General features: G+C 34.3%; 14 protein-coding genes and 1 tRNA gene. 10 read left to right on the plus strand and 5 right to left on the minus strand.

Annotated elements, in window-relative coordinates; genetic code table 11:
* Nucleotides 1–191 precede the first annotated feature (191 nt).
* Together I5M07_RS13085 and I5M07_RS13090 are read left to right on the plus strand one after the other, a co-directional pair.
* Entirely contained in the window at nucleotides 192–1,778 is a 1,587-nt protein-coding gene (locus I5M07_RS13085) for an NAD(P)/FAD-dependent oxidoreductase (RefSeq protein ID WP_200106897.1), read from the plus strand.
* 401 nt (nucleotides 1,779–2,179) lie between these two features.
* Nucleotides 2,180–2,989: a polysaccharide lyase family 7 protein gene (locus I5M07_RS13090; RefSeq protein ID WP_200106898.1), complete on the plus strand. Its 810-nt coding sequence runs from the start codon at nucleotides 2,180–2,182 to the stop codon at nucleotides 2,987–2,989.
* A 46-nt stretch (nucleotides 2,990–3,035) separates the two neighbouring features.
* On the opposite strand, the gene msrA is transcribed toward I5M07_RS13090, so the two are convergent.
* Together msrA and msrB are read right to left on the minus strand one after the other, a co-directional pair.
* The gene (gene msrA, locus I5M07_RS13095; RefSeq protein WP_200106899.1) at nucleotides 3,036–3,665 is read right to left on the minus strand and encodes a peptide-methionine (S)-S-oxide reductase MsrA; all 630 of its coding nucleotides are present in this window, start codon (nucleotides 3,663–3,665) and stop codon (nucleotides 3,036–3,038) included.
* 4 nt (nucleotides 3,666–3,669) lie between these two features.
* Complete coding sequence (gene msrB, locus I5M07_RS13100) at nucleotides 3,670–4,218, minus strand: peptide-methionine (R)-S-oxide reductase MsrB (protein ID WP_200106900.1); 549 nt, start codon at nucleotides 4,216–4,218, stop codon at nucleotides 3,670–3,672.
* A 172-nt stretch (nucleotides 4,219–4,390) separates the two neighbouring features.
* Between msrB and idi the strand changes: the two genes are divergently transcribed.
* The 6 genes from idi (at nucleotide 4,391) to I5M07_RS13130 (ending at nucleotide 7,299) form a co-directional block, all read left to right on the plus strand.
* Nucleotides 4,391–4,918: an isopentenyl-diphosphate Delta-isomerase gene (idi, locus tag I5M07_RS13105; protein ID WP_200106901.1), complete on the plus strand. Its 528-nt coding sequence runs from the start codon at nucleotides 4,391–4,393 to the stop codon at nucleotides 4,916–4,918.
* A gap of 13 nt (nucleotides 4,919–4,931) precedes the next feature.
* Complete coding sequence (locus tag I5M07_RS13110) at nucleotides 4,932–5,342, plus strand: 6-carboxytetrahydropterin synthase (protein WP_200106902.1); 411 nt, start codon at nucleotides 4,932–4,934, stop codon at nucleotides 5,340–5,342.
* Nucleotides 5,343–5,801: a peroxiredoxin gene (locus tag I5M07_RS13115; RefSeq protein WP_200106903.1), complete on the plus strand. Its 459-nt coding sequence runs from the start codon at nucleotides 5,343–5,345 to the stop codon at nucleotides 5,799–5,801.
* Nucleotides 5,802–5,853: 52 nt separating this feature from the next.
* Complete coding sequence (locus tag I5M07_RS13120; protein WP_200106904.1) at nucleotides 5,854–6,822, plus strand: type I phosphomannose isomerase catalytic subunit; 969 nt, start codon at nucleotides 5,854–5,856, stop codon at nucleotides 6,820–6,822.
* Nucleotides 6,823–6,880: 58 nt separating this feature from the next.
* A complete protein-coding gene (locus I5M07_RS13125) occupies nucleotides 6,881–7,147 on the plus strand; it encodes a hypothetical protein (RefSeq protein WP_200106905.1) in 267 nt (88 codons plus the stop codon).
* A gap of 78 nt (nucleotides 7,148–7,225) precedes the next feature.
* A tRNA-Thr gene (locus I5M07_RS13130) sits at nucleotides 7,226–7,299 on the plus strand.
* 134 nt (nucleotides 7,300–7,433) lie between these two features.
* Here I5M07_RS13130 and I5M07_RS13135 read toward each other — a convergent pair.
* Entirely contained in the window at nucleotides 7,434–8,144 is a 711-nt protein-coding gene (locus I5M07_RS13135) for a DUF4369 domain-containing protein (RefSeq protein ID WP_200106906.1), read from the minus strand.
* 116 nt (nucleotides 8,145–8,260) lie between these two features.
* The gene (locus I5M07_RS13140; RefSeq protein ID WP_200106907.1) at nucleotides 8,261–10,123 is read right to left on the minus strand and encodes a M61 family metallopeptidase; all 1,863 of its coding nucleotides are present in this window, start codon (nucleotides 10,121–10,123) and stop codon (nucleotides 8,261–8,263) included.
* 154 nt (nucleotides 10,124–10,277) lie between these two features.
* Between I5M07_RS13140 and xerD the strand changes: the two genes are divergently transcribed.
* Entirely contained in the window at nucleotides 10,278–11,174 is an 897-nt protein-coding gene (gene xerD / locus I5M07_RS13145) for a site-specific tyrosine recombinase XerD (protein ID WP_200106908.1), read from the plus strand.
* A 116-nt stretch (nucleotides 11,175–11,290) separates the two neighbouring features.
* On the plus strand, nucleotides 11,291–12,829 hold the full coding sequence (locus I5M07_RS13150; protein WP_200106909.1) for a sensor histidine kinase: 1,539 nt from the start codon (nucleotides 11,291–11,293) through the stop codon (nucleotides 12,827–12,829).
* Nucleotides 12,830–12,904: 75 nt separating this feature from the next.
* On the opposite strand, the gene carB is transcribed toward I5M07_RS13150, so the two are convergent.
* Complete coding sequence (carB, locus tag I5M07_RS13155; RefSeq protein WP_200106910.1) at nucleotides 12,905–15,760, minus strand: carbamoyl-phosphate synthase large subunit; 2,856 nt, start codon at nucleotides 15,758–15,760, stop codon at nucleotides 12,905–12,907.
* Nucleotides 15,761–15,859 lie beyond the last annotated feature (99 nt).

Raw genomic sequence — 15,859 nt, forward strand, 5'->3', positions numbered from 1 at the left:
TATAAAATTTAATATCCAATTTTTTTGCATATTTTTTCAATTTGATATACAAAAATAGTGATTTAAGTAAAAAAATACATAATAAATTACGTTTTATGTTATGTAGTTAGTGTTATAAAAACATTTATTTTTTGAAAATTTGTGTTTTTTAAAATGGTTTAACCTAGCAGAACTTTTTTTAACTTTGTGGCATGCCAAAAGAGATTTTACTACAAGTTTCGCCTGAAACTGCTGCCGATACTGCTTTGTTAAAAGCAAACATATCAAAAAAAATGAATTTAGCTACAGCTGATATTGCGCATGTAGTGATTGTAAAGCGTTCTATTGATGCACGACAAAAAAGCGTAAAAATAAACCTTAAAGTTAATGTTTACGTAAATGGTGAATCTTTTGAGACACATAAAATTAAATTACCCGAATATAAAGATGTAGCTGAAAAACAAGCGGTCATTGTAGTAGGAGCTGGTCCTGCAGGTTTGTTTGCTGCTTTACAATTGATAGAATTGGGCCTACGTCCGATAGTGGTTGAAAGAGGAAAAGATGTGCGAGGAAGAAGACGTGATTTAAAGGCAATTAATCGGGATCATATTGTAAACGAAGACTCTAATTATTGTTTTGGCGAAGGTGGCGCAGGAACTTATTCCGATGGGAAATTGTATACTCGCTCTAAAAAACGGGGCGATGTTACACGGATTTTAGAGTTATTGGTTGCTTTTGGAGCAAATCCCGATATTTTAGTGGATGCCCATCCGCATATTGGGACTAATAAATTACCCCAAATTATAGAAGATATTCGTGAAAAAATCAAGGAGTTTGGTGGACAAGTTTTGTTTGATACCAGAGTAGTTGATATTCTGTTGAAAAATAACGAAGTGCAAGGAGTGCTGACACAAAATGGCGATGTTATTGAAGCTAATAAATTGATTTTGGCTACAGGACATTCTGCTCGTGATGTTTTTGAAATGTTACACGCTAAAGATATTTTGATCGAAGCCAAACCTTTTGCCTTAGGAGTACGAGCCGAGCATCCTCAAGCTTTAATTGATCAAATACAATATAGTTGTGATTACCGTGGGGCGTTTTTGCCTCCCGCCCCTTATTCTATAGTAAAGCAAGTAAATGGTCGTGGCATGTACTCTTTTTGTATGTGTCCCGGGGGTGTCATCGCTCCCTGTGCTACAAGTCCGGGCGAGGTGGTTACCAATGGATGGTCGCCCTCTAAACGCGATCAAGCTACGGCTAATTCGGGGATTGTGGTGGAATTAAAACTAGAAGATTTTAAACCTTTCGCAAAATATGGTCCGTTAGCAGGAATGGCTTTTCAAAAAAGTATTGAACAAAAAGCATGGCATGTAGCAGGCGGTTCTTTTGATAATCTCGAATCGCAAAATAGCCAATGTGTACCTGCGCAAAAAATGATTGACTTTACAAAAGGAAAAGTATCTGCTGAAATTCCTAAAACATCCTATGTTCCTGGAACTACTTCGGTAGAATTAGGTGCTGTTTTTCCTGGTTTTTTGACTCAAATATTGCGACAAGGGTTTACTGATTTCGGTAAATCGATGAAAGGTTATTTAACGAATGAAGCGGTTTTGCATGGACCAGAGAGCAGAACTTCGTCACCAGTTCGCATTCCACGAGATTCGGTTACGCTCGAGCATCTTCAAATTAAAGGCCTTTATCCTTGTGGGGAGGGAGCGGGTTATGCTGGTGGAATTATTTCGGCAGCTATAGATGGCGAAAAGTGTGCTTTAATGGTTGCAGCAGCATTAAAGTAAAAAATATACTCCCTTATTTAAAAAAAAAACAGCTCTTTAGGATATTAATTGCTGATTTTGATACCTAATTTATCCTGTTATACTCTTATAATTTCATTTGCGCTATTCTATGTAATCGATTTCATTGGTAATATCGTAATTTTAGATTTAAAACTCCTATCATTTTTGTGATATTTATTTCGTTATTTGTTTTTTATTGTGTTTTTATTATTTAATTTTAAAAATAATCGGATAGTTTTTTTAATTATTCTCAAAAAATATATATTTGAAACCAAATAAAGCTCCATAAAAATGGTAAAAATGGATTGTTTGTATTTCGGTATAATATATATGCAATTTTATTTTTACCCTTTTTTAAGTTTTTCAAAAACAACTTAATTAACCTTTTAAAGTAACCTACAATGAAAAAAATGAACATCTGTTGGTGTTTTTTACTGACATTATGCATGGGATTAGTGCATGCTCAAAAAACACCTAAAATCGATTTGTCTTTATGGAAATTATCTATTCCAGAAGGTTCAACCAAAACCTTTAAAGCACCCAAATTATTAGACTACGCTAATGATAAGGATATTCAGAAGTATATGTTTAATGATCTGAATGATAAGTCATTAGTGTTTTATTCTTTTCCTTCAATTAAATCAAAGAGGCCTTATACCAAAACCGAGTTGAAAGAACAAAATTCATTTGGAAGTGATATTGGGTGGACATTTAAAGAGGGTGCAAAATTGAAAATTGTTGCTCGAATGGGTGATATTTCTAAAAAGAACGATAAAAATCCGCGAGTGATTTTTGTACAAATTGGTGGCAGAATTTCGGACGACCAAGCTAATTTAATTGGAGCCAGCGATAATGATGCGCCTGCCATTTTGAAAGTTTATTGGGATAATGGATATATCAAATTGCGCTCAAAAAAACTTAAAAATGGTGTTGTTGGAAATGATATTTATAGAGAAGATTCTTGGGAAGATGACGATGGCTATACTTTTAAAGATAAAGTAGATCAAGATAAATTTACGTTTGAAATTGAAATTACAGACGGTAAAATGGAGGTGACACTTAATAAAAGAGAAACCAAAGAATATTCAGGTATTAACTACCAAAAATGGAATAATTTTGATAATTATTTCACTGTGGGTTGTAACTTACAAAGTGAAGAAGTTGGCTCTTTTGCTAACATGAAATTTTATACGTTAGAAGTAACTCACTAGGAGAATTATTCTTCTGTAAAAAAAGATTGAATTCTAATTTAGGAATTCAATCTTTTTTTATTTTGTCTTTAAATATTTTTTCAAATTTATCCATTTTAGGCTGAATCACCATTCGGCAATAAGGCTGATTCGGGTTGTTTTTGAAATAATCTTGATGATAGTCTTCGGCAATATAAAACTTGGTGAGGGGCACTACTTGTGTGGTGATTGCATTCTGAAATGCTTTTGCTTTGGTTAACTCGGTGATTATGTTTTCAGCTGTTTTTTTTTGAGTCGCATTGCTGTACAAAATAATTGATCGGTATTGAGTTCCTATATCGGCTCCTTGTCGGTTTAGTGTAGTCGGATCGTGAACAGTAAAAAAAACTTTCAAAATTTCCTCGAGACTTATTTTTGATTCATCGTACTTAATTTGAACTACTTCGGCATGTCCGGTGGTGCCGGTACAAACTTCTTCGTAAGTCGGGTTGGCAGTTTGTCCGCCGGCAAAACCAGCAACTACCGATTTTACCCCAATCAAATCTTCGTAAAGGGCTTCTACACACCAATAGCAACCGCCTCCCAGCGTGATGGTTGAGAATTTTTTTTCTGTTGTTTTGTTTTCTTTTTCTGTTTTGCCTTGGGCACAAGCGCTAGCAGTTATTAACAAAATTAAAAATAATATAGATTTTTTCATTGGTTTACATTTTGTCTGGTATAAAATCGAGTGCGATTGAATTCATGCAATATCGTTTTCCGGTTGGTTTTGGCCCGTCATCAAACAAATGACCTAAATGACCGCCGCATCTTCCGCATAAAGCTTCAATTCGTTCCATGCCAATTGAATTGTCTTCCCGAAAAACGATGCTTTTTTTGTTTTCTTGTTCAAAAAAACTGGGCCACCCACAGCTGCTCGCAAATTTTGCTGTCGATTTAAAAAGTAAGTTTCCGCACGAAGCACAGTAATAGGTTCCTTTTGTATCGGCATCCCAATATTTTCCTGTAAAAGGCCGTTCGGTATCTGCCTCACGCATCACTGCATACACATCAGCAGGTAATACTTTCTTCCATTCCGAATTCGGAATGTTGATTTTAGAGGTATCCGTATTAGAATAGTACGGGTTATTTGGCTTTGAAATAACATTTGCAGTCGTTGTTTTTATGGTTTTATCTTTTTTTTGACCACAAGCTTGAAAAGCGAAAGTTATTACAAAAGTTAAAAAAAACAGTAAAGAAAATTTCGATTTCATATTAGTTTATCGGGTGATTTAATACTCTTTTAAGGAGTTGATAATTGGTGAATTGAAAGTTAAGTAAAACCCTAAAAACGGTATTAAAGGGCTAAGTTAAACTTATCACAAACTTTAAATTGACTTTATAGAAGCTTCTTTTTTCGTATTTTTGTTAAGTACAATTATGATTATGATAGAAGAAAAAGTAATTCTAGTTAACACCAACGACGAGCCAATTGGTCTCATGCCCAAGCTAGAAGCGCACGAAAAAGCACTGTTACATCGCGCTTTTTCTGTTTTTATTTTAAATGATAAAAACGAAATAATGTTACAACAACGCGCGCATCAAAAATACCATTCGCCTTTACTTTGGACAAATACATGTTGTAGTCACCAACGTGAGGGTGAAAGTAATTTGGAAGCAGGTCAAAGACGATTGTTTGAGGAAATGGGTTTTAAAACCGAATTGAAAGAATTGTTCCATTTTATATACAAAGCGCCTTTCGATAACGGTTTAACCGAGCATGAGTTGGATCATGTTATGATTGGCTATTACAATTCAGAACCGGTGATTAATACCGAAGAAGTAGAGTCTTGGAAATGGATGAAGATTGAGGATATTAAAGCCGATTTAGAGAAAAAACCCGAAATGTACACGGTTTGGTTTAAAATTATTTTTGACGAATTTTATCATTATCTAGAAGAACACAAGCTTTAAAAGAATCCGAATTATGAAAGTTACTCTGTCACGTAAGACTCATTTTAATGCTGCACATCGTTTGTATCGAAAGGATTGGTCTTTTGAAAAAAATGAAGCTGTTTTTGGAAAGTGTAATAATCCAAATTATCATGGACATAATTATGAATTGATTTCGAGTGTAACTGGAATGGTGGATCCTGAAACCGGTTTTGTGATGGATGTTAAAGAATTGGCTACCATTTTATACGAAGAAGTAGAACTGCCTTTTGATCATAAAAATTTGAATCTTGATGTGGCCGAATTTGAAAACCTCAATCCCACAGCCGAACATATTGCTTATGTAATTTGGAATAAAGTCAAAAACAGGTTAAAAGCCGATTTTGATTTAGAAATAGTTTTATTTGAAACTGCACGGAATTTTGTAACCTATAAAGGAGAATAAATGGCATTGAAAATAGGAGATATAGTACCCAATTTTATTGCGAAAGATACTAAAGGGGAGTGGTTTGAAAGTAAAAATATAGTGGGCCGAAAACCTTTAGTGATTTATTTTTACCCTAAAGATAATACGCCGGGTTGTACCACAGAGGCCTGTTCTTTTAGGGATGCTTACGAGGATTTTAAAGACTTAGGAGCCGAAGTAATTGGTATTAGTAGTGATAGTGTTAAATCACATCAGAAATTTGCCAAAAAACACCAACTTCCTTTTATTTTATTATCTGATGAGGATAAAAAACTTCGTAAATTATTTGGGGTATACAATCGGTTATTGGGGTTAATTCCAGGTCGGGTGACGTATGTAGCCGATAAAAATGGCGTAATCATTCTAATATTTGATGGTTTGAACGCGCAAAAACACATAGAAAAAGCTTTGGATACTGTAAAAGAATTAGTATCTTGATTTCAAATTAACGAGTTTAGAAATTGGATGTAACCAAAGCAATACTACGAACATGAACGTACCATTTTATCCATTACAATTCAACCCTATTTTAAAAGACCGAATTTGGGGCGGTCAAAAATTAAAAACACAATTCAACAAACCAATCCCATCAGCTACTACAGGCGAAAGTTGGGAAATTTCTACCGTTCCAGGCGATATAAGTGTCGTGGAGAAAGGAGCTTTTCAAGGCCAATCTCTTACTGAATTAATAGATCAATTTCCCGAAAAAATTTTAGGAACACAAGTTTTTAAAAAATTTGGTAAGCAATTTCCGTTGTTATTTAAATTTTTAGATGCTCGTGAAGATTTGTCTATTCAAGTACATCCTAACGATGAACTGGCTCAAAAAAGGCACAATTCATTTGGAAAAACCGAGATGTGGTATGTCATGCAAGCCGATACTGGTGCGCGAATTATAGTAGGTTTCAAAGAGGATTCCAATAAAGAAGAATATTTGGAACACTTAGAAAACAAAACCTTGCTTTCTATTTTAGATACTGTAGAAGCCAAAGTAGGCGATGTTTTTTTTCTTGAAACGGGGACTGTGCATGCTATAGGTGCCGGTCTGGTTATTGCTGAAATTCAGCAAACATCAGATATTACCTATCGTTTGTATGATTTTGATAGAAAAGATGCTAATGGTAATACACGCGAATTGCATGTTGATTTAGCCTTAGATGCTATTAATTATAAAAAGGTTCAAACTCAGAAAAAATACGATATTCACGTTAATCAATCAAATAATATGGTTGATTGTCCATATTTTACGACCAATTTTATTCCGCTAGATGGCGCTAAAAAGGTGCAAAAAAATACCGATAGTTTTACGGTATATATGTGTGTAGAAGGATCATTCTCAATAGAAATTAACGAGCAGCGGTATGAATATAAAAAGGGAGATACGGTTTTACTACCCGCTCAAATTTCGGAATTGAAATTGAATGGAAACGCTTCAATTTTAGAAATTTATATTTCATAAGTGCTAATCGAAAGATAATGCGTACTTTTGCACTCGAAAAATTTAAATACATATAAAAATGGCAAACGTTAAAAACTTAAAGAAAGATATCAATTTTGTGTTGGGTGATATTATAGAGGCAGTTTACTTATTTGAGCTTTCTACAACAGGTAATCCTACTCCGGAAACTAATGCTATTATCGATGAAGCAATCGTTGCTTTTGATAATTTGATTGCAAAAGTGAATCAAAAAAACGTTGAAAACAAAAAAGCACATTTCAAACAAATCAATGTAGAATTGGAAGAAACTGCAAATCAATTGATTGCTAAAATCAACGAATTGTAGTCAAAAAAAGCGATAAAAAAGTGCAATATTTTTTTGGAATTTTAAAAAACAGACTTATATTTGCACCCGTAATGAGACGCCGATGTAGCTCAGCTGGCTAGAGCAGCTGATTTGTAATCAGCAGGTCGTGGGTTCGAGTCCCTCTATCGGCTCAAATAAAAACCATCACAGCAATGTGATGGTTTTTTTGTTTTACAATGTAATTATTTGATATAATTTCTTTTATAAATTTAAAATAAAAAAGCGCACTATTTTGAAGTGCGCTTTTATTAAGGTTTGAAAAGACTTATTGTTGCTTTTTTATTTCGGCTATGTATTTGGTGAGTTGCTTTCCGTAAAGCGAATTGGCTACTTTAGGTGACATTGATTTTTGTATCGTATCCAAATATTTAATATTAATGTCGTAAATTTCAGATAAGGCAATGTAGGGGGAAATTTCGTAATCTTTATTATTTAAAGCAAAATTGGTGGCATACAAATAACGTCTTTTGATATTAGATTCTTGACGAACCGTTAAACTGTCTACCACTTTTTGACTTTGGTATTTGATGGCCTTGAATTTTTTCTCGAGTAAAGTTAAATTCTCATCGATAAAACGGGAATTTACTTTTTTAAATTCTTCGTATAATTCTTGATTTTTTGAACCGGTAATTTTAGCACTTGTCAAAAAATTATCTAAATTGGTTTCTAAGGTCATTTCGCCTGGTTCGGCAAAAAATAAAATATTGTTATCTAAAGAATTGGTAACACCTCTGTCTAAAAATAAATATAAAACTTCGGGCGATTTTAATGGAATATCACTTTCAAAATGTGAGTCGCCATCAATTGAAATCGTATCTATTGCAACCAAGTTAGTATCCACCACGCGCTGAATATATAATGTTCCTTTTTTTAGTCCTTTTACATCGCCAACCAAATGCAAATTGTCTTTTGATGGCGTTTTACTACAAGCGGCTAAGAGCATTACAGTTGTAGCTGCAATAATTGTTTTTTTCATTGTTTTTTAAATTTCGTGCAAAATAAAGAAATTTGTTGAAAACTTACTACCTGCAAATATAATTTTAAAAAAAATCCCAATCTTTTAAAGGATTGGGAAAGGTTTAAGTCTTCTGATTATTTTTTTAACCAAGCTTCTCGTAACATTTTTTTACTATCATCGGTCGCTTGAAATGAATTTGAATCTTCATAAGGTAATTTAACGGTTCCTTTAATTGTTTCTGGTTTTCCATTTCGGTTGATGATTACAGTTATTGGGTCGTTTTCTTTCCAACTTTGACTAATAGTAATCAAATCGTATATGTTTTCTAAAGAATATTTTACACCGTTAATTTCCACTATTTCATCGCCACCTTTTAAATTTAAATTAGTAAAAAAAGTATTCAATTCGATATCTGGGACAACGGTAATGGCTTTATTTTGAGGATTTATCGTGATATAAGGAACTTGCCCTTTTAAAAATGGGTTTCCTGGTTTTTTTTCAGAACTTGGCGTAACACCTACTTTTGCTAAATAAGTATTGTACGGAATAGGAGTGGTACCGGCTACGTACGTTTTTAAGAATTCACCCACTTCGGGATATGTTAATTGGGTAATTTTACCAAATAATTCAGCATCATCAAAAGCTTTGTTTTCACCATATTCTTTTGATAATTTATGCATAAGATCTAAAATTCCTCTTTCGCCATTGCTTTTTTCTCTAATAATTATGTCAATACACATTCCGATTAAAGCTCCTTTTTGGTATACGTTCAGGTATTGATCTTTATAAGGTTCCACCAAAACATTTTTACTCATAGTCGTAAACGACATAGTATCATTCATGGTATTGGCTTCATCAATTTTTTCGGCAATTCGACTGTAAAATTCACTTTCTGGAATTAAACCTTGGTTGATTTGAAATAGGTTGGCAAAATATTCGGTTACACCTTCGTACATCCACAAATGTTCCGACATTTTAGGATCGTTATAATCAAAATCTTGAATTTCTTTTGAATGGATTGTAAGTGGGGTTACAATATGGAAAAATTCATGCGAAACCACATCTTTCATTGATTTTTGAAGTTCGTCGTGAGGCAACATTTCAGGTAAAACAACTGTTGTGGCGGTAGGGTGTTCTAGTGCTCCAAAACCTTTGGCATCGTCGGGTTTCATAGTTGATAAATACAATAAAACGCTGTATTTTTTTGTCGAGTTGATGTCGCCTAAAAAGTTTTTTTGCGCGGTCATCATTTTTTTCATTTCCGGAGTAATGCTTTCCGCAGTCACTTTTCCAGTTGGCGAGTAAACCGCAATTTGAATGTCCATTCCGTTTACATTAAATGTTGTGTAATTCGGTTTAGCATACATAATCGGGTTTTCAACTAAAACAGCATATCTTGGAGTATCAAAAACATCGTTGGTTTTGCTAGCGTCAAGGTCGGTCATAGAGGTAGCTCCCCAAATGTTTTCCGGATGCGAAATAGTAACTTCGTAAGGTACGTGCAATTTTTCAGCAAAATAACCTACAAAACCATGCGTGTTTACTACAAAGTTTGTTTTGTCTAAAATATTTGTCCCAGCAGGTGAGAAAATATCCGATTTTCCGAAACCTTCTCCGCTTTCTGTATCAAAAGTATCATTTACCCAATAGGTGATTTTTGCCAACGATTTTGCTTTTTTAATTTTCCAATTGTTATCATCGGATTTGGTCACTTCTAAAGCATTTCCTTTTTCATCAAAAGCTTTTAAATCGTCAATATAGCGACCATAATTATCCGAAGAATAGGTTCCGGGAACGGTTTTGGGTATGCTAAATGTGGTTTCGTCGGTTGTGAATTTTGGTGGCATTAAGGTTACCAAAACTTTATCAGCTGTAATTGTGTTGAGGTCAATTGCCACTTTTACGTTTTCTTTTGAAGAAGATTTACCGCTTCTAGAACCTGTTTTACAGCTTAAAAGCGATAAAGCAAGCACTAATGATAGTACTATTTTTTTCATACAGTGTTATTTTGTTTAAAATAATGAGTCTGTTGACATTTAATTTTGTTACACATTATTTAATAAAGATATTAAAAAGGAGTATCAATAAAGCATTCAATTTGTTTTTTAATTTTATACATTTCAAAACCCTAAAAAACTTTAATTTGCGTGTATGAATTGGGATCGGTATATAAAAGAATATCAGGCATATTTAAAAATTGAACGTGGTTTAAGTAAAAATACTATCGAAAATTATTCTTTGGATATCGAAAAATTGTACCTTTTTTTAGAAACCAATGAAATCGATGTCAGTCCGATTACCATTTCCGAAACTACTATTCAGGAATTTATTTACGCTACTTCTAAAACAGTGGCAACTCGTTCGCAGTCTCGAATTATATCGGGTTTAAAAAGTTTTTTCAGCTTTTTAATTTTCGAAGATTACCGTGACGATAATCCGTTGCAACTTATAGAATCGCCCAAATTAGGTAGAAAATTACCCGATACGCTTGCTCTTGAAGAAATTGATGCGTTGATTGCTGCGATTGATTTGAGTACTCCCGAAGGCGAACGAAATAAAGTGATTTTAGAAGTGCTTTACAGTTGTGGATTGCGGGTGTCGGAATTGGTTGCTTTAAAAATTTCAGATCTTTTTTTTGAAGAAGGTTTTGTGAAAATTACGGGAAAAGGTAACAAACAGCGTTTTGTGCCAATTGGCGAAAACACACAAGAAATGGTGCGTCGTTATATTTCGTATGTCCGTTCGGAAATTACTATTAAAAAGGGTTTTGAAGATACGGTTTTCCTAAATCGACGAGGCTCGCAACTAACCCGAGCGATGATTTTTACGATAATCAAAAGATTGGCAGTACAATGTAATATTACCAAAAAAATAAGCCCGCATACATTTCGGCATTCTTTTGCGACACATTTGTTAGAAAATGGTGCCGATTTGCGCTCTATTCAAATGATGTTGGGTCACGAATCAATTACTACGACCGAAATTTATGTGCATCTCGATCAACGGTTTTTGGCTGATGTTTTGTTAAAATTTCACCCTAGAAAATAAATTATAAATAGTGTTTTTGTATTTTTAGTGTATTATGTGTTTTAAATTGGTAGACTTTTTTTATTTACTTTAATATAAGTATATTTGTTTTCGTTTTTTTATAACCTCATTTAAATATGGCTTTTGATTTGTATGCAAGCGAGGACGTTCAGGCCATCAATAATTTTTATAAAAAATTATTTGAGCAAATTCCAGATTTAATATTTCAGTTTACCATATATTCTGATAACAGTTGTTCATTTCCTTTAATCAGTAAATCGGCTGAGGAAGTGTTTGAAATGCCTGTTTCTGAATTTTCGAGTGCTTCTCGATTTTCTATTTTAAAAAAAATTTCACCTTTAGACCGTCGGAATTTTTATACTTCATTACTAAAAGCCACACAAACACTTGCACCTTGGGAAATTGAATTTAGAGCCAATTTGCCAAGAAAAGGTAAACGATGGTTAAAAGTGACTTCCAAACCGGAGCGCGGAGAAAATGGTGAGGTGAGTTTTTATGGTAGAATATTGGATATTACCGATTCTAAAGACCAAGAGTTGCGTTTGAAAATTTCAGAAGAGCGCTTTCAATTTGCACTAGATGCTTCTACGGTTGGAATTTGGGATTGGGATATGGTCGAAAACAACGTCTTTTATTCTTCGCTATCTTTAAAAATATTAGAACAAGATTCAACAGATATTTTCGATAATCCCGAAATGTGGGATAAAATTGTACATCCCGATGATTTAGAAAAATATTATTCGGACATTCACGAGCATTTTGATAATAAAATTCCCTATTACGAAAATTACCACCGTGTATTAACTTCTAGCGGAAAATGCAAATGGATTTTAGATCGCGGTAAAGTTATCGAACGCGATGAAAATGGTAAGCCAATGCGGGTTATTGGTACGCACACCGATGTTTCAGCTCAAAAAGAGAAAGAACTTGCCTTGATTAAAACAATGGAATTATATAGTGAGCAAAATAGTCGCTTGATTAATTTTTCGCATGTTGTTACGCACAATCTCAACACACAAGCAGGTAATATAAAACTGCTTTTGGATTTGATAGAAATGCAAAATGATTTAGAAGGCAATAAAGAAATGTTGACCCATTTGCGTACTGTTTCTAATGATTTAAACGAAACCATTTGTAATTTGACTCAGGTGGTTGATATTCAAAATCAATTGCATTTGGAGATTAAAGAATTGCATTTGAATACGTTTGTTAAAAAAACATTGGGGATTTTAAAAACAAAAACCTGCGAATTGAATGCAGAAATAGTAAATGCAATTCCTGATGAAGCTTTTGTTTTGTATAATCCGGCATATTTGGAAAGTGTTTTGTTGAATTTTGTTTCTAATTCTATTAAATACGCTCATCCCGAACGCCAACCTAAAATTGAGTTTTGTTTTGAGCCTGAAGCCAAACAAGGATTTGCGAGTTTGACTATTAAAGACAACGGCTTAGGTATTGACTTAGAAAAATACGGCGATTTGTTATTTGGAATGTACAAAACATTTCATCAACACAAGGAAGCAAGGGGAATCGGTCTTTACATCACCAAAAATCAAATAGACTCTATGAAAGGTCAAGTAGAAGTGCAAAGTACTGTTAACGAAGGTAGTGTTTTTACGATTTTCTTCAACAAAGAATTGGAAACGGAAGTTTGATTTTTTTTTGAAATAAAAGAAAAGCCTTGAAGTTTTAAACTTTAAGGCTTTTTTTATCAAGGTATTTAGGCTTTGTTATTTGCTTAAATACATTTTTCTTCTTGAATATAATTCGTAAAATTGATCGTCTTTCAAATCCTCAATGAACAAAATGCTTTCGCCTGTTGATTTCATCTCGGGTCCTAAAGCTTTGTTTACATTCGGGAATTTACTGAAAGAGAAAACCGGTTGTTTGATAGCGTATCCTTTTAATTGCGGATTGAAATCAAAATCGGTTACTTTACTGTGACCTAACATCACTTTAGTGGCGTAATTTACATAGGGTTCACCGTATGCTTTTGCGATAAAAGGAACGGTACGAGAAGCTCTCGGATTGGCTTCGATAATGTAAACTGTATCGTTTTTGATGGCAAATTGAATGTTGATTAAACCAACTGTTTTTAATGCTTTTGCAATTTTATGCGTGTGGTCTTTAATTTGTTGCATAACAAATTCACCCAAATTAAATGGAGGCAGGGTAGCATTCGAATCTCCGGAGTGAACTCCACAAGGCTCAATGTGTTCCATAATTCCGATGATGTACACATTTCCATCCGCATCGCAAATTGCATCTGCTTCTGCTTCAATGGCGCCGTCTAAATAGTGGTCTAATAATAATTTATTTCCTGGAATAGACTTTAATAAATCGATTACGTGTTCTTCAAGTTCTTGTTTGTTGATGACGATTTTCATTCCCTGTCCGCCTAATACATAAGAAGGACGAACTAATAATGGGAAATCTAATGAGTCAGCTAATTTTGAAGCTTCATCCGCACTTTCTGCAATTCCGAATTTAGGGAAAGGAATTTCTAATTCTGTTAGTAAATCTGAGAAACGTCCTCTGTCTTCCGCTAAATCTAAAGCATCAAAGCTAGTTCCAATAATTTTGATTCCGTATTTAGATAGCTTTTCAGCTAATTTTAGCGCCGTTTGTCCACCTAATTGTACGATAACACCTTCTGGCTTTTCGTGTTGAATGATATCGTAAATGTGTTCCCAAAAAACCGGTTCAAAGTACAATTTATCTGCAGTATCAAAGTCAGTCGAAACTGTTTCTGGATTACAGTTGATCATGATGGTTTCGTAGCCACATTCTTTAGCAGCCAAAACACCGTGAACACAAGAGTAATCAAATTCGATTCCTTGGCCAATTCGGTTAGGACCCGAACCTAATACTACAATTTTCTTTTTGTCGGTAACAACACTTTCGTTGTCTACAAAACGTTTTCCATCTGCTGTTTCAATTTCAGCTTCAAAAGTAGAGTAGTAGTAAGGTGTTTTTGCTTTAAACTCAGCCGCACAAGTATCTACTAATTTAAACACACGGTTGATATTCATTTCGGTACGTAAAGCATGTACTTCGCTTTCCAAACATCCTGTCATGTGGGCAATTTGTCTGTCGGCAAATCCTTTTTGTTTCGCTTCGAGTAATAGTTCTTTTGGTAAATCACTAATTTTATAAGAGGCAATTTCTTTTTCTAAAATGTACAATTCCTCGTATTGTTTCAAGAACCACATGTCAATTTTTGTGATTTCGTGAATTCTGCTCAACGGAATTCCCATAGCAATAGCATCGTAAATAACAAATACACGATCCCAACTAGCATACGTTAATTTTTCAATAATTTGCTCGTAATTGGTGTATCCTTTTCCGTCGGCACCTAAACCATTGCGTTTTATTTCTAAAGATTGTGTGGCTTTGTGAAGCGCTTCTTGGAACGAACGTCCAATTCCCATAACTTCTCCAACCGATTTCATTTGAAGTCCTAAAGTACGGTCGGAACCTTCGAATTTATCGAAATTCCAACGAGGAATTTTTACAATAACATAATCAAGAGTTGGCTCGAATAAGGCAGAAGTTGATTTGGTAATTTGGTTTGATAATTCGTCTAGGTTGTATCCTAAAGCTAATTTAGAAGCGATTTTTGCAATTGGATAGCCAGTTGCTTTTGAGGCCAATGCTGATGAACGAGATACACGTGGGTTGATTTCAATTGCCACAATATCTTCTTTTTCGTCAGGCGAAACCGCAAATTGCACGTTACATCCTCCTGCGAAATTACCGATACTGCGCATCATCAAAATAGCGTAGTCGCGTAATTTTTGGAAGGTTCTGTCGGATAACGTCATGGCTGGAGCTACTGTGATAGAATCTCCAGTATGAATTCCCATCGGGTCCATGTTTTCGATAGAACAGATGATTACCACGTTATCATTTTTATCTCTTAAAAGCTCTAATTCGTATTCTTTCCAGCCCATCAAAGCTTTGTCAATCAAAACTTCGTGAATTGGTGATGCTTCTAAACCTTGAGTTAACAAACGATCAAAATCTTCTGGTTTGTATACTATAGAAGCTCCTGTGCCCCCTAAAGTGAACGAAGGACGAATTACCAAAGGAAACCCAAATTCCTGTGCAATTTCTTTTCCTCTTAAATAAGAAGTACAAATTTCTGCAGGAGCAGTAGGAACATTTATTCTTTTAAGTAAATCTTTAAATTGGTCACGATCTTCGGTAATGTTGATAGCGTTGATGTCAACTCCAATCATGCGCACGTTAAAATCGCTCCAAATTCCTTTTTCCTCGGCTTCTAAACATAAATTTAAGGCAGTTTGACCTCCCATTGTTGGTAAAACAGCATCAATTTGTGGGTGTTCCTTAAGGATTTCAATAATCGATTTTGTGGTTAAAGGCTTTAAGTAAATATGATCCGCCATGGATGGGTCGGTCATGATTGTTGCCGGGTTTGAATTGATTAAGATAACTTCAATACCCTCTTCGCGAATAGAACGTGCAGATTGTGATCCTGCATAGTCAAATTCGCAAGCTTGTCCGATAACGATAGGTCCTGAACCTATAATTAAAACCGATTTAATTGATGTGTCTTTAGGCATTTTATTTGAATTGTGAGTGTTATAGTTGGTTTAATTTTTAGTTGTAGAATTCTTAAAACTAACAGATTAAACGTTTTTTTAATGACAAGATATAAAAAA

The organism is Flavobacterium agrisoli (assembly GCF_016522065.1).
GTDB classification, from domain to species: domain Bacteria; phylum Bacteroidota; class Bacteroidia; order Flavobacteriales; family Flavobacteriaceae; genus Flavobacterium; species Flavobacterium agrisoli.